A 20,723-nucleotide genomic window follows, 5' to 3' on the forward strand; every position below is an offset into this window, starting at 1 on the left:
GAGCGGGGGAAGCGGGGGCCAGGGGTTTCCGAGCGCGCTCACGGACCTATCATCGGCGCTGCGAATCAAGGGGGAAGACGGATGGCGGAAGCAGCCACGGCTTGGCACGAGGTCATCACGGAGGTGTTGCGGCGGAACGAGGTCAGCCTCGTCACCTATGTGCCCGACAACGTGCTGCGCCCCCTGATCGGCGCCATCGAGGCGGACCCCTACTTCACCGCCTTCCCCGTCGCGCGGGAGGAGGAGGGGGTGGGCATCGTCTGCGGCGCCTGGATGGGCGGGATGCGCGGCATCCTGCTGATGCAGACCAGCGGCTTCGCTACCCTGGCCAATGTCATCGCCTCGCTGCCCTGCGCGGCGCAGATCCCGGCCGTCTTGATGGTGTCGGAGCGCGGGACGCTGGGCGAGTTCAACCTGGGCCAAGCGCTGGTGTGCCGGACCATGCGGCCCGTGCTCGATGCGCTGGCGATGGAGCACCATACCGTCACGCGCCTGGACGAGGCGGAGTTCATGGTGGAGCGCACCTTGCGCCAGGCCTTCGCGACCCAGGCCCCGGCCTGCCTGATCCTTTCGCCGCTGCTGACTGGCGGCAAGACCGTGAAGGCGTGATGACCATGGAAGCCCTGCACAACGCCAAGGTGATGAACCGCTTCGACCTGACGAAGCGCCTCGTCGCGAAGCTGAAGGACGAGGCCGTGATCGGCGGCATCGGCAACAGCAATTTCGACCTCTGGGCCTCGGGCCACCGGCCACAGAACTTCTACATGCTGGGCTCCATGGGCCTCGCCGCGCCCATCGCGCTGGGCTTTGCCTTGGCGCAGCCGCAGCGGCGCGTCTTTGCGCTGGAAGGCGACGGGTCGCTGCTGATGCAGCTTGGCTGCCTGTCCACCATCGCCACGCGGGCGCCGCGCAACCTTTGCGTCATTCTGTGGGACAATGGCGTCTACCAGATCACCGGGTCGCAGCCGACGCCGGCCGCAACCGCGCGCACCGACTTCGTCGCCATCGCGCGGGCCAGCGGCCTGTCGCAGAGCCACTGGGCCGCGGATGAAGCGGAGTTCGAATCGCTGGTGGACGCTTCGCTGGCAGGCGAAGGGCCGTTCTTCATCGGCGTGCGCGTGGACAGCCAGCCCGCCGTCGCCCAGCCCGAGCGCGACCCGTCGCGCATCCGCGACTCCTTCATGCGCGGGGTCGGCAGCAAGGGCTAGGGCGATCCGTCCCGCTGCGGCATGATCGCCTTGGGAACGTCACCGGGAAATCCATCATGCGCCGACCCCTTCTTGCCTTCGCTGCCGCTCTGCTGCTGTCCGGCACCGCGCTGGCGCAGCAGACCCAGCCGCCCATGCGCCTCATCGTCGGCTTCCCGCCGGGCGGCGGCATCGACCTCCTGACTCGCGTCATGGGGGAGGAGCTGGGCAGCCGCTTGGGCCGCGTCGTGGTGGTGGAGAACCGGACCGGCGCGGGCGGCAACATCGCCACCGACGCCGTGGCCAAAGCTGCGCCAGATGGCAACACGCTGGGCGCGGTGCCGGCAGGCCCGCTGGTGATCAACCGGCACCTCTACCGCACCATGCCCTTCGACCCGCTGAACGACCTTGCGCCTGTCAGCCGCTTCGCCGCCATTCCGGTGATCTTCATGAGCGCACCCAATTCCGGCATCACCGACATGGCCGGGCTGCGGGCGGCGCTGGCGCGCGGACCCGTACCCTGCGGCACGCCGGGGGCAGGGACCACGCAGCACCTTGCGACCGCGCTGCTGATGCGCGCGCTGGAGCGGGACTGCACCATCGTCCATTACCGCGGCACCGGTCCGGCCCTGCCGGACCTGCTGAACGGCACCATCACCACCTACACCGACACGGTGGTGACCGGGCTTCCGCCGACGCGTGACGGCCGCGCACGCGCCCTGGCCATCGCCTCGCCGCAGCGCCTGTCCTTCGCGCCCGACGTGCCCACCGTGGCCGAGACGATCCCTGGCTTCGCGGCCGAAACCTGGCTGGCGCTGATGGCGCCGCGCGGGACTCCCGAGCCCATCCTGGCGCGGCTTGAGCAGGTGATGCGCGAGATGGCGCGTGAACCGCGCGTCGTGGCGCGGCTGCGGGAGCTTGGGGCGGAGGCGGTGGGCTCCACCCGCGCCGAACTGGCCGAGACGATCCGCAGCCAGGACGCCATGTGGGCGCCGGTCGTCCGCGCCGCGGGCGTCTCGGCAGACTGAAGCGGCAGGTCTCACCGCCGGCTGCCGGCGCTTCCGGCTTGCTCGCCGTCAGGGCCCGGTGACGGGAAAGCGGACGGTCCATCCGGTGCCGGGCGTGCCATCATCGCCGCTGCGGCCCGGGCCCTGCACCACCCGTCCGCCGAGCTGGGCGGCCAAGGTCCTCACCACCCGTGAGCCAAGCCCGGTGCCCTGGGGCGAAGCGGCCGGGTCGCAACCTATCCCATCGTCCTCCACCGTCAGCACCATGTCGTCGCCCTCCTGGCGAAGGCACACCCAGACGCCTCCCTCCCGATCGCCCGGGAAGGCGTATTTGAGGGCGTTGACGACCAACTCGTTGACGATCAGCCCGACCGGGACGGCTCGCTCGATATGCAGGGAAAGGGGCTCGGCATTGACATGCAGGGCAACGGGACGCACTGCCGCGATGCCGCTGCGCAAGTCGGCCACGAGCCCATGCAGGAACTCGTTCATCTCCACCACGGCATCGGATCGCCAGTAGATCTCGAGATGCTGATTGACCCGGGCCAAGGCCGCCACCTGCTCAGCGACCTGCCCGAGCGCCTCCGCGGCGCTGGAGGAAGTGGCCGGAGCCGCCGCCCGAAGCTGGATCGTCGCCAGGAGGCGCTGGCTGTCATTGCGTGAGCGGTGGACCATCTCCTGCAGCAGCGTCTCGCGGTCCGAGGCAGCCTTGGCGAGGGCCCAGGCATCCTGTTCGGCTTGCTCGCGGTGCTCTGCGACCTCCTTGAGGGCTGCATGCAGCGCTTCCAGCAGGGAGATGACCAGAAGCGCCGACAGGATGAAGTAGGTCAGCGCCGCCGCCTCACTGAGACGAAAAGCAAAGGATCCGGCTGGCTCCACAAAAGCCCAGACCGCCACCAGGGCGCTGAGAGCGATCGCATAGAAGCCGCTGCCCCGGTCGAACACGACCGCCGTGATGACGATGGCCGGATAGAAGGTGAAGTAGGGCCGACCTGGCTCTGGACCGAAGAGCGCGAGCCGGATCAGTGCGGCCAGGGCGACGAGAGCCGTGGCGGCGGTGTAGCGGATCCAGTTGGGAAGCGCCCTGGTGGTGGCTGTCAGCATGAAGAGCTGGACCATCGGGCTCGATGCGACAGCCATCCGAGACTCTCCTCCTCTTTGCGCAAAGATCTGGAATTCGGACCGAAACCAAAAACATCCATTAGCGCTTGCGGTTGGAACGAGAGCCGACATCGATTATGGGCGGGGCGCTGCAGGTCGAGGATGAGGCCCTGATTGCCTTGAGGAGTTGTGCGGCTTTCTAGATGATTTGGTTTTGAGTTCGCGGATTCGTGTGCGCGGACGGCACTCTCTGCGCCGGATGGAGTCAGATACGCCGCTGCCGGCTTGCCTCGGTTCCTGTGCAGCGGCAGTGTCGGTTCAGTCCGGCGGCGGCCCGTAGGGATTTTGGCTGCTCAACACTCGGTTGGGGAACCAAATGGCGGATAGGAGCGGCAGCCCGGATGGGGTTCCTTGCGAACCCGATAAGGACCGCCTGATCGAGGAGCTGCGCGAGGCGGTGCGGGCGCGCGACGAGTTCGTCGCCGTCGCCGCTCACGAGCTGCGCAACCCGATGACCCCGATCCTGATGCAGGTCAGCGGCTTGCTCATGGCGGCGCGGGACCCGGTTCGGTGCCGCCCGGAATTGCTCGCACCCCGCCTCGAACTTCTGGAGCACGCCGTACGGGAGTTCGTGCGGCGCTCGACCGTGCTCCTGGACGTCTCGCGGATCGCAGCGGGGAATGTGCGGCTCGAACTGGCCGATGTCGCCCTCACCGAGGTGGTCCGCGACGTCGTGGACAGCGCAAGCACGGCGGCACAGATGGCGCGCTGTCACATCGAGGCGGAATTGCAGGAGCACGTTGTGGGCCGGTGGGACCGGCTCGCGCTGGAGCAGGTGGCCGAGAACCTGCTGTCGAACGCCATCAAGTTCGGCGCAGGCAAGCCTGTGGCCGTCACCTTGACGTCCGACGGCAGCACCGCTCGGCTGACGGTCCGTGACCAGGGCATCGGCATCTCGGAACAGGACCGTGTTCGCATTTTCCAGCGCTTTGAGCGCGCCGTGACTCGCGGCGAGCAGGGCGGATTCGGCATCGGCTTGTGGCTGGCGAACCAGCTCGTGGTAGCAATGGGCGGTGGCATTTCCGTCGAAGGTGCGCCCGGTGCCGGAACGACATTCACCGTCACGCTGCCGCTCGGCGGCCCACGGCAAGCAGGGGCGAGCAAGTCATGAATGATCTGCAGCGGATCGAACGGATCCCGAGCGGCGTCCCGGGTCTGGATACAGTGTTGGACGGAGGTTTCCCTCGGGGTGGGATCCATATCCTCCAAGGCACGCCTGGGGCGGGCAAGACCACGCTCGGCAACCAGATCTGCTACCACCACGTCGCCACTGGTGGCCGGGCCCTCTATGTCACGCTGCTCTCCGAGAGCCACGCGCGCATGCTGCTGCATCTCAGCACCCTGCGCTTCTTTGACGCGGCGCGACTGCCGGACCAGATCACCTATATCAGCGGCTTCGGCACGCTTCAGGACGAAGGATTATCAGGTCTGGTGACGCTGCTGCGACGCGAGGTCGCCGCAAGCAAGGCGAGCGTGCTGATGCTGGACGGGCTCGTGGCGGCCGAGGCCCAGGCGAAATCGGACAACGAGTTCAAGGCCTTCATCCAGGAGCTGCAGACCCAGGCCGGAATGCACGGCTGCACGGTGTTCCTGCTCACCACCGCGAAGGGTCAGACAGTTCCACCGGAGCATACGATGGTGGATGGCATCATCGAGCTGACGGAGCTTCGCTACGGTTCGCGCACGGAACGCGGGCTGTTCGTCAACAAGCTTCGCGGCAGCGATTATCTGCATGGTCGCCACCCCTTCCGCATCACCGAGCAGGGCATGGTGGTCTATCCAAGGGTCGAGGCTGCCTTTCGCTTCCCCACGCGCCCGGATGAAGCGAAATCCGGACGGGTGAGGACCGGCGCAAGCGATTTGGATGCGATGCTGGATGGTGGTCTGATAGAGGCGACGGTCACCGGTCTCCTCGGCCCGTCGGGCATCGGCAAGACGACGCTCGGCCTGCACTACCTGTGTGGGGCAGGTCCCTCGGAGCCGGGGCTTTTGTTCGGCTTCTACGAGACGCCGCCACGCTTGCTGCAACAGGCCGCGACCCTCGGCCTCGATCTCGCAGGGGCCGTCGGTCGGGGTGAGGTCGAGATCCTCTGGCAACCCCAAGGCGAGTACATCCAGGACGCGCTGGCGCACCGACTGCTCGATGCGGTGGAGCGGCGCGGCGTCAAGCGGCTGTTCCTCGACGGGCTCGGTGGCTTCATGGAAAGCTCCGTCGAGCGCGAGCGCCTCAGTCGGTTCTTTTCCGCACTCGCGCACGAGTTGCGGGTTCGCGGGGTCACCACCATGTACACGCTGGAAACCCGCGACGTGGTTGGCCCCGGCATCGAGCTGCCCTTGCCGGGAATCTCCTCCCTAGCGGAGGGTCTGATTGCGCTGCGCTTCGTGGAACGTCACGCGCGATCGCGGCGGCTCCTTTCCGTGGTGAAGCTCCGTGGCAGCGGCTTCGACCCGGCACTTCGGGAGTTCGTGATCGAAAGCGGCCGCGGCATTTCGCTCCTTGGTGCGTTTGAAGGTGCGGAGGAGCTTCTGAGCGGCTTCGCACGGGATCGCCCTGCATATGGCCGGTCATCCTCCGGGCCGGAGGAGAAATGACCACCATCCTCGTCGTTGACGATGAGCCGCTGATCGCTATGGCCCTCGAAGCCGAACTGGCTGATGCCGGCTACCAGGTGGTCACGGCGGCCAATGGGCGACAGGGGCTCGACCGCTTGGCCGAGACTCCCAAGCCGGACCTGGTCCTGAGCGACATGATGATGCCGATCATGGGCGGCGCGGAGCTGGTCGCAGCCATGGAAGCCGACCCAAAGCTTCGAGGGACGCCCGTCATCATCGTGAGTTCCCTGCCCGAGGCCGCCGTGCAGATGCGAGTGAACAGCGTCGCTGCGATTCTTCGGAAGCCATACACCGCCGCTCAGATCCTGAACGCCGTGGCTCGAGTGCTGGGGAACAGCAAGTAGAGCAGGCCAGACTCTTCCTGTTCCTCCTGCTCGCGGGTCGATCAGTGAAGAACCCATCCGTGGTCATACGAATGGCGCGGTGGCCATGGACGCGCGAAAAGAAGGCACCGCCCCGGGTTGCGAGACCCCAGCGGGCGATGCGGCGGCGCCGCACTAGCGCCGGATGCAATGGCCTCGTTCGGTCATGGCGTTTCCTCCCAATGTGCAAACTTCCCGGCCGCTCGCGAGAGCGCGCCGGGACCTTTCGCGTTGGCGAAGCCGATACCGCACATCTTCCGAACCGCGCTTGAGTGCGCCCGATGGCCCAGCGATTCCGGTCCCGGTGGTTACGAACCACGTCGCATTATATGCGAGACGTGACGTGATCCCGTCGCTCAGCAGTAATCTCCACCCGGACCGACAGCCAAAAAGAAGGCCGCTAACCCATTGGGGTAGCGGCCAAGTCATACAGGGAGGCTTCACGTCTGGGAGACGTGGGACCCGAAGGCCCCGACGACGCTCGCGCGTCGTTGGAAGGATGAATACCTCACCCACCGATATGCGGAATCAGCAAAACATCGCTTCAGTCATGCACACGGCGCGGGGCGATTTCCAGGATGTGGAAAGTGGCTGGACGGGCTCAGCCGCCGCCCGGATTCGTCAACTCGGAAACGAGGAAATCCCGGAAGACCGAGACCCGCTTCGAGGCGCGCATCTCCTCCGGATACACGAAATAGGCGTTGATCTTCGGCGCCTTGAGTTCCGGCAGCACGGTCAATAGCCCTTCGAGCTCCGGCCCCATGTAGTCGGGCATGGCGGCGAGGCCGAGGCCCGACTGCACGGCGCGCAGCATTCCGATCAGGCTGTTGCACTCCACCGTGCCGCGACGGCCCTGGCCGGGCTTGCGGCCAATCTCGGCCAGCCAGTTGATCTCCTCGATCGGCGGGCGGTAGTCGCCCCAGACGATCAGGCGGTGCGCGTCCAGCTCCTCCGGCCGCTGCGGGATACCGTGGCGCTTCAGGTATTCGGGCGCGCCGACGATACGCCAGCCGAAGGTGGCGACATGGCGCTGGATCAGGTCTGGCTGGCGGGGCGGGTGCAGGCGGATGGCGACATCCGCTTCGCGCATCGCCAGATCAAGGTCGGCATCATCCAGGATCACGGACACGTTGATGTCCGGATAGGCCTCCAGGAAGCGGTGAAGGCGCGGCGCCAGCCAAGTGGATCCGAAGCCCGTCGTGGTCGTCACCTTCAGCCGCCCGGCCGGGCGCTCCCGCCCTTCGGTCAGCAGCGCCTCGGTCATCGCGAGCTTGGCGAAGACCTCGCGCACCGTGCGGTTCAGCGTCTCGCCCGCCTCGGTCAAGATCAGGCCGCGTGCATGGCGATGGAAGAGAGGCACGGACAGCGCCTCCTCCAGGGCCTGGATCTGCCGCGACACCGCGCTCTGCGACAGGGCCAGCGTCTCGCCTGCATGGGTGAAGGAACCGGCTTCCGCAACGGCATGGAAGACGCGCAGCTTGTCCCAGTCGAGCGGCATCACGCGACCCTCTCCTTGCTGGTTTCCGTTCCATAGGAGGCCGGCGACGGCGCCGAGGCAGCGCGGTGCGCCAGCCACTTCTCGGCATCCAGCGCCGCCATGCAGCCCGTTCCGGCAGCGGTCACCGCCTGGCGGTAGATGCGGTCGGCCACGTCGCCTGCCGCGAAGACGCCCGGGATGCTCGTGCGGGTCGAGCCCGGTTCCACCAGCAGGTAGCCGCCCTCATCCATCGCAAGCTGGCCACGGAACAGCGCGGTCGCCGGCTCATGGCCGATCGCGACGAATACACCGTCCACCGGCAGTTCCCGCTTCTCGCCGCTTCGCGCATCGCGCAGCAGGAGGGCGCGGGCGATGGGGCGGGACGCATCGGTGCCGAGCATTGCCTCCGTCGCCTGGTTCCACAGGATGGTGACGTTCTCCTTGGCGAAGAGGCGCTGCTGCAGGATCTTCTCAGCCCGCAGCGAGTCGCGTCGGTGCACCAGCGTGACGTGCCGCGCGAGGTTGGAGAGGTAGAGCGCCTCCTCCACCGCGCTGTTGCCGCCGCCGATCACTGCCACGTCCTTGCCGCGGAAGAAGAAGCCGTCGCAGGTGGCGCAGGCGGAGACACCGAAGCCCGAAAGTTCCTTCTCTCCGGGGATGCCGAGCCAGCGCGCCTGGGCGCCGGTGGCGATGACGACCGCCTCGGCTTCGTAGCGGTCCCCCGAATCGCATTCGGCCACGAAGGGATGGCTGGAGAGGTTCACGTGGGTCACGAGGTCGTAGACCAGCTTCGTGCCGACATGCTCCGCCTGGGCGCGCATCTGCTCCATCAGCCACGGGCCTTGCACCGCTTCGGCGAAGCCGGGGTAGTTCTCGACATCCGTCGTGATGGTCAGCTGACCACCTGGCTGCATTCCCGCGACCAGCACGGGCGCGAGCCCGGCGCGAGCAGCGTAGATGGCGGCCGTGTAGCCGGCGGGGCCTGCACCGATGATCAGCAGGCGGGTCGTATGTGTGGGCACGGTTGAATCCGGGGCGTCGTGTGCGTTGCGTGCATATCTGCCCATCGAGCCATGTGGGACAAGCCCGGAGCTTGCCTTTCTCTGCATCCGCAATGATATTGCGCGCCATGCCCGGTACCAGCAAGGAAACGACAGCCCGAATCCGGGCTGATTTGGACGCCATCGACCTGCGGATTCTGGCCGAACTGCAGGCGGATGGGCGGATCACCAATGTCGACCTCGCGCAGCGCGTAGGTCTGTCCGCGCCGCCCTGCCTCCGCCGCGTCCGCCGCCTGGAGGAGACGGGCGTGCTGCGCGGCTACCATGCCGATATCGAACCGGCGGCGCTGGGCTTCGATGTCACCTTCTTCGCCATCGTGGGGCTGGAGTCGCAGAAGCAGGCGGTACTGGATGCCTTCGAGGCGGAGGCGACTTCCTGGCCAGAGGTGCGCGAGTGTCACATGATCCGCGGTGGCGGCGACTTCCTGCTGCGCCTCGTCGCGCGGGACACGCCGCACGAGAACGAACTGACCTCCCGCCTGACCGGATCACCCCACGTGCTGCGGGTGCAGACGCTGCAGACCATCCGCATCGGCAAGAGCGAGGCCGGGGTTCCCGTCGCGCAGTCCTAGGCCCGTTTCACCGCATCCCGACGCGGTAGGCGGGTCTGTTTTGTCGTCTTCACGCGTCTTCCAAGCCGCCCAGCGATTTCACTCGGCTTGAAGATGCTGTGGTGCCCGCTGGGCCATCCACGCCTCCGAACTCCATTCGATTGCGACGCTGGACCAGCACGCCGCTCGACGTCGGGTGAAGTGCGGGAAATTCCGACATGGCCCGGCGCAGCGCATTCCATGCCGCCACGCGCGGTCGATGGGGCCGGCATCCTGATCGCTCGGCTAAGAGTGCGAACGCAACGATATTGAATGCATGTGCCGCCGCCTCGCTGCAGCCAAGCCGAGCAGGCCGACGATCAGCAGGGCCGCCGAGCCGGGTTCGGGCAGGTTCACAGCCCCCGGATCCCGGACCGTGATGAACCCGAAGCCGGCTGTCGTGGTGGCCGTCACGTTTTCTTGGAAGGCCGTGAAGAACTGGAGACGCACTGTTCCCTCGTCCATGTTCTCGACTGGCAGCAGGCGCGTCGTGAAAGGAAATTCAAGCGTGCAGGCGCCGCCCGGCTGGAGCTTGACCCCCGCCCCACCCGGGAAGTTGGCGAAGCAAGTCCCCCCACCGATCCGGAGGTTCTGTGGAACGTCGTTTGGATCGCCGCCAATGAAGGTCTCCTGGAACCTGAGAACGCCGGCGAAAGTGGCAGCTGTATCTGTACTGGGGTTTCGGATGTTGAAGATAAGTTTGTGCGGGCCGGTGCCTTCAAGGACGACGATCGCCTGGTTGGTGTTGGTGATGTCCGGCGGGAGCAGCGCTGCATCCGCCTCCAACCGCCCGCAGAAGGCAGCCAGATACGAGAGTGTCATTGTTGCGGCGAGACGCCAGAACGCCGTCATGGTCACCTCCTCTCTCCACACAAGAGGAGTATCTAAGGAGGCAATACTATTGCTTGACCGTTGCTTGGCTGAACGGATGCGTGGAAAAAGTTTAACCTATTGCAGTAACCCGTCAGGTTTCGCGACGCGAGAAGCGGACCGCCAAGGGCGTGGCTGAGGGTGCTATTCGCTGCGATACGGGCTGGGTCAACCGTCAGCCCGCTAGCGTCTCGACGTGAACGCAGGCGGCGTCCCCGCTCCTGAAGACAGTCACGGTCTCCTCGGCCTTGACGCGTCTTCGCCGGAGAAGTGGCTTACTCCAGCGAATTCAGGGCGACCGGCGCACCACGTAATCGCCAGCTTCCAGCGCCGCGACGATGGCATCGGCCTGGATACGGTCGCGCACCTCGATCATCAGCTCCAACTCGGCCGTTTGGACGGAGGGGGCGGCAAAGAGGCGCTGGTGGCTGACCTCGATCACGTTGCCGCCCGCCTCGGCCACGCGAGTGGCGATGTCGGCCAGCACGCCCGGGCGGTCCGGAATGTCCAGGTGCAAGCGCAGGAGACGCCCGTCGCGGAGCAGGTTGCGCAGCAGCACGTTGGACAGGATGCGCGGATCGATATTGCCGCCGCAGATCGGCGTGCCGACCCGCTTGCCGGCGAAGCGCTCGGGGAAGGATAGGATGGCGGCGAGGCCGGCGGCGCCTGCGCCTTCCGCGACCACCTTGGCGCCCTCGGCCAGCAGGGCGATGGCCTGCTCCACGGCGCGCTCCGGCACCACCAACACCTCGGCACCGTGCTTGCGGAGCAATTCCAACGGCAGTTCGCCCACGTCGCGTACGGCAATGCCCTCGGCGATGGTCGGGCCGCCCACCTGCACCGGCCGTCCCGCAAGGCGCTGCGCCATGGCCGGGTAGCCCTCCACCTCCACGCCGAAGACTGGCAGGCCGGGACGCAGCGCCGCGGCCGCGACGGCACAACCGGCGACGAGGCCGCCGCCGCCCGTAGGCAGGACCAGCGCATCAAGCTCCGGCGCTTCCTCCAGCATCTCGAGGGCGAGCGTGCCTTGGCCGGCCAGGACGCCGGGGTCGTCATAGGGATGGATGAAGACGAAGCCGTGCTCGCGCGCCAGCGCATAGGCGTGGGAGGCAGCCTCGGCCAGCGTCTCGCCATGCAGCACCACCCGCGCGCCGAACTCCTCGGTGCGGAGCACCTTGGTGGCCGGGGTGAAGCGCGGCATGACGATGGTGGCGGCAATGCCCATCAGCGTCGCGTGGCGCGCCACGGCCTGGGCGTGATTGCCGGCCGACATGGCGATCACGCCCGCCTCCCGCTCTCGCGGGGACAGCAGGGCAAGGCGGTTGGCCGCGCCGCGCTCCTTGAAGGCGCCCGTGGCCTGGAGGTTGTCGAGCTTCAGCAGCACCGTCGCACCCGCGGCGCGGGACACGGAAGGCGCCTCGATCAGCGGCGTGCGGAGGACGCGCCCGGCGATCCGGCCAGCGGCCGCCTGGATGTCAGCGAGGGTGACGGGCATGGGTCAGGCTTTCCGGCCGCCTGTCGCCAGGCGGCCGAGGGGCGGTCAGAAATTGACCTGGGTGATCTCGACGGCGCGGGAGCCGCCAGGGGCGGGGACCTCGACGCTGTCGCCGACCTTCTTGCCCATCAGCGCCTTCGCCAGCGGCGAGGACAGGGAGATGGAGTTGGTCTTCATGTCGGCCTCGTACTGGCCGACGATGCGGTAGGTCTGCTCCTTCTCCGTCTCCTCGTCCAGGATCGTGACCCTGGCGCCGAAGCGCACCTGGTCGCCGGTCATGCGGGAGGTGTCGATCACCTCGACGGAGGGGATGATGGATTCGAGCTCGCTGATGCGGCCCTCGATGAAGGATTGCCGCTCGCGAGCCGCGTGGTACTCGGCATTTTCGCTCAGGTCGCCATGCGCGCGGGCCTCGGCGATGGCGCGGATGATGGCCGGGCGCTCCTCGCTCTTGAGGAGGCGCAGTTCCTCTTCCAGCTTGGCCAGACCTTCGGCGGTCATGGGGAACTTCTGCAAGGCTCCAGTCCTTCGCAATTCTTCCCCGCCGGGGCCAATGACCCGTTCCTTCGCTCCGGCGGTGAGGGGTGGGGAGGGGGCCTGATCGCCCCCTCCCGTGGTCAGAACGACGCGGTAGAGTAGGATTGCAGCGGCGCTACATCAAGGGTTTGCGCGCGCAGGGCCGCGATCGCCCCCACCGCGGCCCGGGCCCCGGCCATGGTGGTGTAGTGCGGCACCCCCTGGGTGAGCGCCGAGCGGCGGATATCGAAGCTGTCCGAGACGCTCTGCCCGCCACCCGAGGTGTTGATGACCAGCTGGATCTCGCCGGACTTGATGGCGTCCACGCAATGCGGGCGGCCTTCCAGCACCTTGTTGACCAGGCCGGGCTCCAGCCCCGCCTCACGCAGCTTTGCAGCAGTGCCGTGCGTCGCCAGAATGCGGAAGCCCAGCTCCGACAGGCGCCGGGCGATGCCCACGGCCGCCGCCTTGTCGGAATTGCGGACCGAGATGAAGGCGGTGCCGCCCACGGGCAGCTTCACCCCCGCGCCCATCTGCGACTTCAGGAAGGCGCGCTCGAAGGAGGTGTCGAGGCCCATGACCTCGCCGGTGCTCTTCATCTCGGGGCCGAGCAGCACATCCACGCCGGGGAAGCGGTTGAAGGGGAAGACCGCCTCCTTCACCGCAACATGCCGGGACACGGCGTCGTCGTCCAGGCGGAACTCCGTCAGCAGCGCGCCGGCCATGACGCGGGCGCCGATCTTCGCCACCGGCACGCCCGTCGCCTTGGCGACGAACGGCACGGTGCGGGAGGCGCGGGGATTCACCTCGAGGACGAAGATCTCGCCGTTCTTCACCGCGAACTGCACGTTCATCAGCCCCTGCACCTTGAGCGCCCGGGCCATGGCGTCGGTCTGGAGCTTCAGCTCCACCACCAGCGTCGGCGCGAGGGAGTAGGGGGGGAGGGAGCAGGCGCTGTCGCCAGAATGGATGCCCGCCTCCTCGATGTGCTCCATCACGCCGGCGACGTAGACATTGCCCGCCCGGTCGGCGATGCAGTCCACGTCCACCTCGATCGCGTCCTGGAGATACTGGTCGATCAGGATCGGGTTCTCGCCGGAGACGCGCACCGCCTCGGCCCCGAAGCGGCGAAGCTGCTCTGGATTATGGGCGATCTCCATCGCGCGCCCGCCCAGCACGTAGGAGGGGCGGACGACGACCGGGTAGCCGATGCGCTCCGCCTCGGAGAGCGCCTCCTCCAGGTTGCGCGCGATGCCGTTCTGCGGCTGCTTCAGCCCGAGCCCCTTGAGGAGTAGCTGGAAGCGCTCGCGATCCTCGGCGATGTCGATCGCCTCGGCGCTGGTGCCGAGGATGGGGATACCCGCCTTGTCCAGCGCCTGGGAGAGCTTGAGCGGCGTCTGCCCGCCATACTGGACGATGCAGCCCAGCACCTCGCCCTTCTCCTGCTCCTTGCGGATCAGGGCGATCACGTCCTCCGGCGTCAGCGGCTCGAAATACAGGCGGTCGGCGGTGTCGTAGTCGGTCGAGACCGTCTCAGGGTTGCAGTTGACCATGATGGTCTCGATGCCCGCGACGCCGCCATGCTTCTCCGAGAGGGCGTAGCAGGCATGGACGCAGCAATAGTCGAACTCGATGCCCTGGCCGATGCGGTTCGGGCCGCCGCCGAGGATCACGACCTTCTTGCGGTCGGTCGGCCGGCTCTCGCATTGTGGGGTGCCGAAGCCGCCCTCGAAGGTCGAGTACATGTAGGGCGTGTCCGAGGCGAACTCGGCGGCGCAGGTGTCGATGCGCTTGAACACCGGGTGGACGCCCAGCTTGTCGCGTGCAGCGAAGATTTCCGCCTCGCTCCGGCCGGTGATGCGCGAGAGCTGCCGGTCGGAGAAGCCGAGCGCCTTCAGGCGGCGGAAGGCCGGCGCCGTGGTGGGCAGGCCCTTCTCCTTCACCTCGGTCTCGGCGCGGATGATGCGGTCGACCTCGCGGATGAACCAGGGGTCGAACTTGCAGGCTGCGTAAATCTCCTCGACGGAGAGCCCGGCGCGCAGCGCCTGGCCGACGGTCAGCACGCGATCCGGCCGCGGCGTGGCGAGGGAGGCGAAGAAGGCCTGCTTCGACCCGTCGCCCGGCGGTGCCTGCTCATCCAGGCCGGAGAGGCCGGTTTCCAGCGAACGCAGACCCTTCTGCAGGGCCTCCGCGAAGGAGCGGCCGATCGCCATCGCCTCGCCCACCGACTTCATGGAGGTGGTGAGGGTGGCGGGGGTGCCGGGGAACTTCTCGAAGGTGAAGCGGGGGATCTTCACCACCACGTAGTCGATGGTCGGCTCGAAGGAGGCCGGGGTGACGCGGGTGATGTCGTTCTGCAACTCGTCTAGCGTGTAGCCGACGGCCAGCTTCGCCGCGACCTTGGCGATGGGGAAGCCGGTGGCCTTGGAGGCGAGGGCGGAGGAGCGCGAAACGCGCGGGTTCATCTCGATGATGACCATGCGGCCATCCACCGGGTTGATGCCGAACTGCACGTTGGACCCGCCCGTGTCCACGCCGATCTCGCGCAGGCAGGCGATGGAGGCGTCGCGCATGCGCTGGTATTCGCGGTCGGTCAGGGTCAGCGCCGGGGCGACGGTCACGCTGTCGCCGGTGTGAACGCCCATCGCGTCCAGATTCTCGATGGAGCAGACGATGATGCAGTTATCCGCCTTGTCGCGGACCACCTCCATCTCGAACTCCTTCCAGCCGAGAACGCTCTCCTCGATCAGCACCTCGGAGGTCATGGAGGCATCGAGGCCGGCGGCCACGATCTGCTCGAACTCCTCCTTGTTATAGGCGATGCCGCCTCCCGTGCCGCCCAGGGTGAAGGAGGGGCGGATGACGCAGGGAAGACCGACGCGGGCCAGGCCCTCGCGCGCCTCCTCCATCGTGTGGGCGATGGTGCTGCGCGGGCTCTCGATGCCGATCTTGGTCATCGCGTCGCGGAACTTCTGCCGGTCCTCCGCCTTGTCGATCACCTCGGCCTTGGCGCCAATCAGCTCGCAGCCATGCTTCTCCAGCACGCCGGCCTCGGCCAGCTTCAGCGCCGTGTTCAGCGCGGTCTGGCCGCCCATGGTGGGGAGCAGCGCGTCCGGCTTCTCCTTGGCGATGATCTTCTCCACCACCTCGGGCGTGATCGGCTCGATATAGGTCGCGTCCGCGAGGCCGGGATCGGTCATGATCGTCGCGGGGTTGGAGTTGACCAGGATGACCCGGTACCCTTCCGCCCGCAGCGCCTTGCAGGCCTGGGCGCCCGAATAGTCGAACTCGCAAGCCTGGCCGATCACGATGGGGCCGGCGCCGATGATGAGGATGGACTGGATGTCGGTGCGCTTGGGCATGGGAGTCAGCCTTTCTGGGCGCGCTTGGCGCGGAAGAGCAGGAGAGGCAGCAGCAGCATGTGCGGCACGCCCCAGAAGAGAAGGGCGACGAGGCGGTACTCCCCGTCGAGGCTCAAGAGCGTGACCGCGTGGACGGCCACGGAAATCGCGAAGGCCGTGACCGCGGCGCGCATCGGCGCGTAGAGCTTGCGCAGCGCATGCGCGAGCCAGAACAGCACCACGGCCGAATAGGCGAAGGCCAGGAGCGGCACGGCGAAGTTCATGACCTGTCCTGCCGCCCCTCGTCCGCTCAGCCCATCGCCGCGAAGCCGCCATCCACGGGGATGGCGGTGCCGGTGACGAAGGCAGCGGCGTCGGAGGCGAGGAAGGCGGCGATGCCGCCCAAATCGTCCGGCCTACCCCAACGGCCCATCGGCGTGCGGGCGGCCTGCCGCTCATAGAGGCCGGGGACGGTGGCGCGGGCGCCGTCGGTCAGCTCGGTCTCGATCCAGCCGGGCAGCACCGCGTTCACCGTGATGCCATCCGCGGCCCAGGCCGTGGCGAGGGACTTGGTGAACTGCACCACCGCCCCCTTGGACGCGCCATAGGCCGGCGAGAAGGGCAGGCCAAAGATGCTGAGGATGGAGCCGATATTGATGACGCGCCCGACGCCGTGCTGCTTCAGCATGGGATAGGCGCCGCGCGTCACCCGCATCAGCGAGCCGAGATTGGTGTCCAGCACCGTGTCCCACTCGTCATCCGTCACTTCTTCGGGCCGCTTGCGGATATTGGTGCCGGCGTTGTTCACCAGGATGTCCAGGCGTCCGTGACGGCTGCGCACCTCGTCCAGCACGCGCTCATGCGCGCCCTTCGCGGTCAGATCCGCCTCAAGGACCAGCGTGCGCTCCGGCAGTTCCTTCGCCGCCGCGGCGTTCTTGGTGGCGTTGCGGCCGGTGATGACGAGGGCGGCGCCATTGGCCGCCAACGCCTTCGCCATGCCGAGGCCGATGCCCCCATTTCCGCCGGTGACGAGCGCGACGCGCCCGGACAGGTCCCACATCATCCTTTTGTTTCCTCCATCAGCTTCACGAAGCGATGGAAAAGGTAGTGGCTGTCCGAAGGCCCTGGCGAGGCTTCCGGGTGGTACTGCACGGAGAAGGCCGGGCGATCCTTCGCCGCAATGCCCTCGTTCGATCCGTCGAAGAGCGAGCGGTGCGTCACCGTCACGCCTTCGGGCAGGCTGGACTCATCCACCGCGAAGCCGTGGTTCTGCGAGGTGATCTCCACCTTGCCGGTCTGCAGGTCCTGCACCGGCTGGTTGGCGCCGCGATGGCCGCGATCCAGCTTGTAGGTCTTCGCCCCCAGCGCGAGGGCGAGGAGTTGGTGGCCCAGGCAGATGCCGAAGACCGGCACCTTCTTGTCCAGAACCGCGCGGATCGCTGGGACGGCGTATTCGGCGGTCGCCGCCGGGTCGCCGGGGCCATTGGACAGGAACACCCCGTCCGGGTCGTGGCGGAGGATCTCCTCCGCCGTGGCGGTGGCGGGCAGGACCGTCACCTCGCACCCGGCATCGGCCAGGCAGCGCAGGATGTTGCGCTTGGCGCCGTAATCCAGCGCGACGACGCGCTTGCTCGGGCTCTCCTGCTTGCCGAAGCCGGCGCCCCAGGCCCAGCGCGTCTCGTTCCACCGATAGGCCTGCCGGGCCGTGACTTCCTTGGCGAGGTCCATTCCCTCCAGCCCCGGCCAGGCCTTGGCCTGGGCCAGCAGCGCAGGAATGTCGAAGCGGCCATCGGCGGGGAAGGAGATGACGCCGTTCGGCGCGCCGCCATCGCGGATGCGGGCGGTCAGGGCACGGGTATCGAGGCCCCCGATGCCCGGGATGTCATGCCGCTTCAGCCATTCCTGGAGGTCCATGGTGGCGCGGTAATTGGAGGGCTCCGTCACGTCCTGCTTGACGATCAGGCCCCGCGCGACCGGCGTCGCCGCCTCCATATCCTCAGGATTCGCGCCGACATTGCCGATATGCGGGAAGGTGAAACAGATCACCTGGCCGGCATAGGACGGGTCGGTCAGCGTCTCCTGATAGCCGGTGAGGCCGGTGTTGAAGCAGATCTCCGCGACCTGCGTGCCATGGGCGCCGAAGCCCACACCCCAATGCACCGTGCCGTCATCCAGGACCAGGACGGCGGTGGCGCCAGGAGGGACTTCATCGGCCATAGGGACGGCTTCCTTGTTCTCTTGCGGGACGCCAGCGAGGTCTGCCAGGGAAAGCCCGGTGGCAGCCAGGATGGCGGGCCAATGCTTCGGGGGGATGGAACGGGACTGACGCCACTTCCGGATGGCTTCGGTGCCGACCTGGCAATGGGCGGCGGCGGCCTCGGCCCCGCCCAGCAGGGCAAGGATATCTTCCACGGAGCGCATGGTGGCGGCATAAGGGAAAAGACTTCCCACTGGCAAGCGGAAACAGCGGGTGGGAAATTCTTTCCAATTTGATTCGAAAGGGAAACGAAACATGGATCTGCGGGAACGCTTCACCAACGAATTGAAGACGGCGATGCTGGCCAAGGACGCCCCGCGCGTGGCGACCCTCCGCATGATCACCGCCAAGCTGAAGGACGCCGATATTGCCGCGCGCCCTGGCCCGCCGCTCGATGAGGCCGGAATTGTGGGGATGCTGCGCGGCATGGCCAAGAGCCGCCGGGAAAGCGTGGAGCTTTATCGCCAGGGCAACCGGCCGGAACTGGCGGAGAAGGAAGAGGCGGAGATCTCGGTGATCGAGGCCTTCCTGCCCCAGCAGATGGATGCTGCGGCGATGGAGGCGGCGGTGCGCGAGGCCGTGGCCGAGACCGGCGCCGCCGGCCCCAAGGACATGGGCAAGGTCATGGCCGCGCTGAAGGCGAAGCACGCGGCCAGCCTGGACATGAGCAAGGCCGGGCCGCTGGTGAAGGCCGCGCTGGGCGGCTGAGGGCGGGACGGACCCGCCCCCGCGGCGTCAGAGATCCTCGGAAAGGACGGTGATCGTGACGTGGTAGGCGACCTCGCCTTCCTCCTCGTCGCGATCCACCGTCCCGATCGTCTCGCCGTCCACCAGCAGCTCCACCGGACCGCCGCGATTGGCGGCGGCACGGATATGGAGGCGCTGGGAGCCCAGCAGCTTGCGGAGATGGGCCTGCACGGCCTGGATTTCGTTCGGCTTCATGGGTCGCTCCTACCGCCTCCGCGGGCTTTGCTCTACCCTTGGAAGCATCCCCATGGCGTTGCCTCCCACCTTTCTTGACGAGCTGCGGCTCCGCACTCCGCTGCCCGGGCTGATCGGGCGGCGCACGCGTCTCACCAAGGCCGGGCGGCAATGGAAGGGATGCTGCCCCTTCCACAATGAGAAGAGCCCGTCCTTCTACGTCTATGACGAGCACTTCCACTGCTTCGGCTGCGGCGCGCATGGCGATGCCTTCGCCTTCCTCATGCGCTCGGAGGGCGCGAGCTTTATGGAGGCGGTGGAGCGCCTCGCGGCCGAGGCAGGGATGGAGGTCCCAATGCCCACCCCGCAGGCGAGGGAGCGGGAACGGCGCGCCCGCGACCTCCAGGATGTGATGCAGGCCGCGGAAGCCAGCTTCAGCCGCCGCCTGCGCGCATCCGAGGGGGCCGAGGCCCTGTCCTACCTGCGCGGCCGTGGGCTGTCCGACGAGACCATCGCCCGCTTCGGCCTGGGCTGGTCCGGTGCCGGGCGCGGCGCCCTGCTGGCGGAATTGAAGGAAGACGGGATCGAGGCCCCGCAATTGGTCGAGGCCGGGCTGATGCAGGCGCGGGAGGAGGGACGCCTCACCGACCTGTTCTTCAACCGCGTCATGTTCCCGATCCGCGACCGGCGTGGCCGCACCATCTCCTTCGGCGGGCGCATCCTCGGCGACGGCCAGCCCAAATACGTCAACGGACCGGAGACGGCGCTCTTCTCCAAGCGGCGTTCCCTCTATGCGCTGGACTTGGCGCGGGAGGCGGTGTTCCGCGGCGCCGCCCTCGTGGTGGTCGAGGGCTACATGGACGTGATTGCTCTGCACCAGGCGGGGTTCGGCGGCGCGGTTGCGCCCCTCGGCACGGCACTGACCGCGGAACAGCTGACGGAACTCTGGCGCGTTTCCGCCGAGCCGGTGCTGTGCTTCGACGGCGACGCCGCCGGGGCACGGGCGGCAGGGCGCGCGGCGGAGGTGGCGCTGCCCCTGCTGACGCCCGAGCGCTCGCTGCGCTTCGCCACCCTGCCCAGCGGGGAGGACCCGGACAGCCTGATCCGGCGCGACGGACCGCGCGGCATGCAGGCCATCCTCGACGCGGCCCAGCCGATGGGCGAGGCGCTGTTCGGCCTCATCGCCGGGAATGCCCTGCCGGACCGGCCCGAGGCGCGGGCGCTGATCCGCAACCGGCTGATGGCCGCTGCCGGTGCCATTCCGGACAAGGCCCTGGCCGCCGAATACCGGCGCGTCCTGCTCGACCGCTTCTTCGCCCAGTCGCGCCGGCCCGGGCTGAAGGCGCCGCCGCGCCATGCCCGGCCCGTGCCGGACGAGGGAAAGGTCAGGGAAGGGCGGGCCGCCATCCTGCTCGCCATCTGCCTGCGCCACCCCCACCTGCTCCCCGAGGTGGAGGAGCCCCTGGCCATGCTGGAGTTTCCGGAGGGCAGGCTGCGGCAGGCGAGGGATGCCGTTCTCGCGTGGCTTCCATCGGCGGAACGCCTTGACTCGGCGGAACTTCTTGCCCACCTCGCGAACTTGGACGTGGCGGTGGATGTCCTGCGCCGGCCGGACCTTCCGCCGGGCGCACATCCCGATGCAACCCCGGCGGAGGCGCTGGAGGCGTTCTGGCAGTTCTTCGGCTTCCTGCGCGGAGAGAGCGAGCTGGTGGAGGATCTCCGGCTCGCCGCGGTGCAGTTGACCGAGACGGCCGATGCCGGGGCGCAGACCCGCGTCATCCGTCTGGCCGCCGCGCTCGATGCGCTGCGCCGGGGCGAGGCGGAAGAGCCGGCGGAAGGGGCCTAGGTCGGACCCCATAATATAG

Annotated in this window: 20 protein-coding genes; 9 read left to right on the plus strand and 11 right to left on the minus strand. The window is 67.8% G+C overall.

From position 1 onward, the window contains the following. Positions 1–81 precede the first annotated feature (81 nt). The 3 genes from JTJ31_RS10670 to JTJ31_RS10680 are packed head-to-tail and all read left to right on the plus strand — an operon-like array spanning position 82 to position 2,215. Positions 82–609 (plus strand): decarboxylase, encoded by a 528-nt coding sequence (locus JTJ31_RS10670; RefSeq protein WP_207538647.1) that lies wholly within the window; start codon positions 82–84, stop codon positions 607–609. Beyond that, positions 609–1,208 (plus strand): thiamine pyrophosphate-dependent enzyme, encoded by a 600-nt coding sequence (locus tag JTJ31_RS10675; RefSeq protein WP_236020098.1) that lies wholly within the window; start codon positions 609–611, stop codon positions 1,206–1,208. Before JTJ31_RS10670 ends, JTJ31_RS10675 begins: the two co-directional genes overlap by 1 nt. Before the next feature lie 56 nt (positions 1,209–1,264). Next, entirely contained in the window at positions 1,265–2,215 is a 951-nt protein-coding gene (locus tag JTJ31_RS10680; protein WP_207538648.1) for a Bug family tripartite tricarboxylate transporter substrate binding protein, read from the plus strand. Positions 2,216–2,263: 48 nt separating this feature from the next. Here JTJ31_RS10680 and JTJ31_RS10685 read toward each other — a convergent pair whose 3' ends face one another. Next, a complete protein-coding gene (locus JTJ31_RS10685; RefSeq protein ID WP_207538649.1) occupies positions 2,264–3,334 on the minus strand; it encodes a sensor histidine kinase in 1,071 nt (356 codons plus the stop codon). A gap of 418 nt (positions 3,335–3,752) precedes the next feature. Here JTJ31_RS10685 and JTJ31_RS10690 point away from each other — a divergent pair, with 418 nt between their 5' ends. From JTJ31_RS10690 to JTJ31_RS10700, 3 genes are read left to right on the plus strand one after another with little or no spacing between them, the layout of a single operon-like run. Then, positions 3,753–4,466: a sensor histidine kinase gene (locus tag JTJ31_RS10690; protein WP_207538650.1), complete on the plus strand. Its 714-nt coding sequence runs from the start codon at positions 3,753–3,755 to the stop codon at positions 4,464–4,466. Further along, a complete protein-coding gene (locus tag JTJ31_RS10695) occupies positions 4,463–5,947 on the plus strand; it encodes an RAD55 family ATPase (protein ID WP_207538651.1) in 1,485 nt (494 codons plus the stop codon). The genes JTJ31_RS10690 and JTJ31_RS10695 overlap by 4 nt, the downstream gene beginning before the upstream one ends. Then, positions 5,944–6,312: a response regulator gene (locus tag JTJ31_RS10700; protein WP_207538652.1), complete on the plus strand. Its 369-nt coding sequence runs from the start codon at positions 5,944–5,946 to the stop codon at positions 6,310–6,312. Before JTJ31_RS10695 ends, JTJ31_RS10700 begins: the two co-directional genes overlap by 4 nt. A 619-nt stretch (positions 6,313–6,931) precedes the next feature. Here JTJ31_RS10700 and JTJ31_RS10705 read toward each other — a convergent pair. Both JTJ31_RS10705 and trxB read right to left on the minus strand, forming a co-directional pair. Next, positions 6,932–7,828 carry a LysR family transcriptional regulator gene (locus tag JTJ31_RS10705; RefSeq protein ID WP_207538883.1) on the minus strand — a complete coding sequence of 299 codons (897 nt, stop codon included), beginning with the start codon at positions 7,826–7,828 and terminating at the stop codon, positions 6,932–6,934. Continuing rightward, positions 7,828–8,874: a thioredoxin-disulfide reductase gene (gene trxB / locus JTJ31_RS10710; RefSeq protein ID WP_207538653.1), complete on the minus strand. Its 1,047-nt coding sequence runs from the start codon at positions 8,872–8,874 to the stop codon at positions 7,828–7,830. The genes JTJ31_RS10705 and trxB overlap by 1 nt, the downstream gene beginning before the upstream one ends. 62 nt (positions 8,875–8,936) lie before the next feature. Here trxB and JTJ31_RS10715 point away from each other — a divergent pair, with 62 nt between their 5' ends. Continuing rightward, on the plus strand, positions 8,937–9,440 hold the full coding sequence (locus JTJ31_RS10715; protein WP_207538654.1) for an Lrp/AsnC family transcriptional regulator: 504 nt from the start codon (positions 8,937–8,939) through the stop codon (positions 9,438–9,440). Between the two features lie 264 nt (positions 9,441–9,704). Here the strand turns inward: JTJ31_RS10715 and JTJ31_RS10720 are convergent, their stop codons facing one another. The 7 genes from JTJ31_RS10720 to carA all read right to left on the minus strand — a co-directional run bounded on the left by JTJ31_RS10720 (position 9,705) and on the right by carA (position 18,101). Next, on the minus strand, positions 9,705–10,310 hold the full coding sequence (locus JTJ31_RS10720; protein ID WP_207538655.1) for a PEP-CTERM sorting domain-containing protein: 606 nt from the start codon (positions 10,308–10,310) through the stop codon (positions 9,705–9,707). Positions 10,311–10,617: 307 nt separating this feature from the next. Continuing rightward, positions 10,618–11,823: a threonine ammonia-lyase gene (locus JTJ31_RS10725; RefSeq protein WP_207538656.1), complete on the minus strand. Its 1,206-nt coding sequence runs from the start codon at positions 11,821–11,823 to the stop codon at positions 10,618–10,620. A gap of 45 nt (positions 11,824–11,868) precedes the next feature. Next, complete coding sequence (greA, locus tag JTJ31_RS10730; protein WP_207538657.1) at positions 11,869–12,339, minus strand: transcription elongation factor GreA; 471 nt, start codon at positions 12,337–12,339, stop codon at positions 11,869–11,871. Positions 12,340–12,440: 101 nt separating this feature from the next. Continuing rightward, positions 12,441–15,701, minus strand: a complete 3,261-nt coding sequence (gene carB, locus JTJ31_RS10735) for a carbamoyl-phosphate synthase large subunit (RefSeq protein ID WP_207538658.1) — start codon at positions 15,699–15,701, stop codon at positions 12,441–12,443. Between the two features lie 5 nt (positions 15,702–15,706). After that, a complete protein-coding gene (locus JTJ31_RS10740; protein WP_207538659.1) occupies positions 15,707–15,964 on the minus strand; it encodes a hypothetical protein in 258 nt (85 codons plus the stop codon). 26 nt (positions 15,965–15,990) lie between these two features. Continuing rightward, positions 15,991–16,743 carry an SDR family NAD(P)-dependent oxidoreductase gene (locus tag JTJ31_RS10745; protein ID WP_236020099.1) on the minus strand — a complete coding sequence of 251 codons (753 nt, stop codon included), beginning with the start codon at positions 16,741–16,743 and terminating at the stop codon, positions 15,991–15,993. After that, a complete protein-coding gene (carA, locus tag JTJ31_RS10750; RefSeq protein WP_207538660.1) occupies positions 16,740–18,101 on the minus strand; it encodes a glutamine-hydrolyzing carbamoyl-phosphate synthase small subunit in 1,362 nt (453 codons plus the stop codon). The genes JTJ31_RS10745 and carA overlap by 4 nt, the downstream gene beginning before the upstream one ends. A 91-nt stretch (positions 18,102–18,192) precedes the next feature. Here carA and JTJ31_RS10755 point away from each other — a divergent pair, with 91 nt between their 5' ends. Continuing rightward, positions 18,193–18,645 carry a GatB/YqeY domain-containing protein gene (locus tag JTJ31_RS10755; protein WP_207538661.1) on the plus strand — a complete coding sequence of 151 codons (453 nt, stop codon included), beginning with the start codon at positions 18,193–18,195 and terminating at the stop codon, positions 18,643–18,645. Positions 18,646–18,672: 27 nt separating this feature from the next. On the opposite strand, the gene JTJ31_RS10760 is transcribed toward JTJ31_RS10755, so the two are convergent. Then, positions 18,673–18,879 carry a DUF3126 family protein gene (locus JTJ31_RS10760; protein ID WP_207538662.1) on the minus strand — a complete coding sequence of 69 codons (207 nt, stop codon included), beginning with the start codon at positions 18,877–18,879 and terminating at the stop codon, positions 18,673–18,675. A 52-nt stretch (positions 18,880–18,931) separates the two neighbouring features. Here JTJ31_RS10760 and dnaG point away from each other — a divergent pair, with 52 nt between their 5' ends. Next, positions 18,932–20,704 carry a DNA primase gene (gene dnaG / locus JTJ31_RS10765; protein WP_207538663.1) on the plus strand — a complete coding sequence of 591 codons (1,773 nt, stop codon included), beginning with the start codon at positions 18,932–18,934 and terminating at the stop codon, positions 20,702–20,704. Positions 20,705–20,723 lie beyond the last annotated feature (19 nt).

The sequence above is a fragment of the Sabulicella rubraurantiaca genome, assembly GCF_017355885.1.
Lineage (GTDB): Bacteria > Pseudomonadota > Alphaproteobacteria > Acetobacterales > Acetobacteraceae > Roseococcus > Roseococcus rubraurantiacus.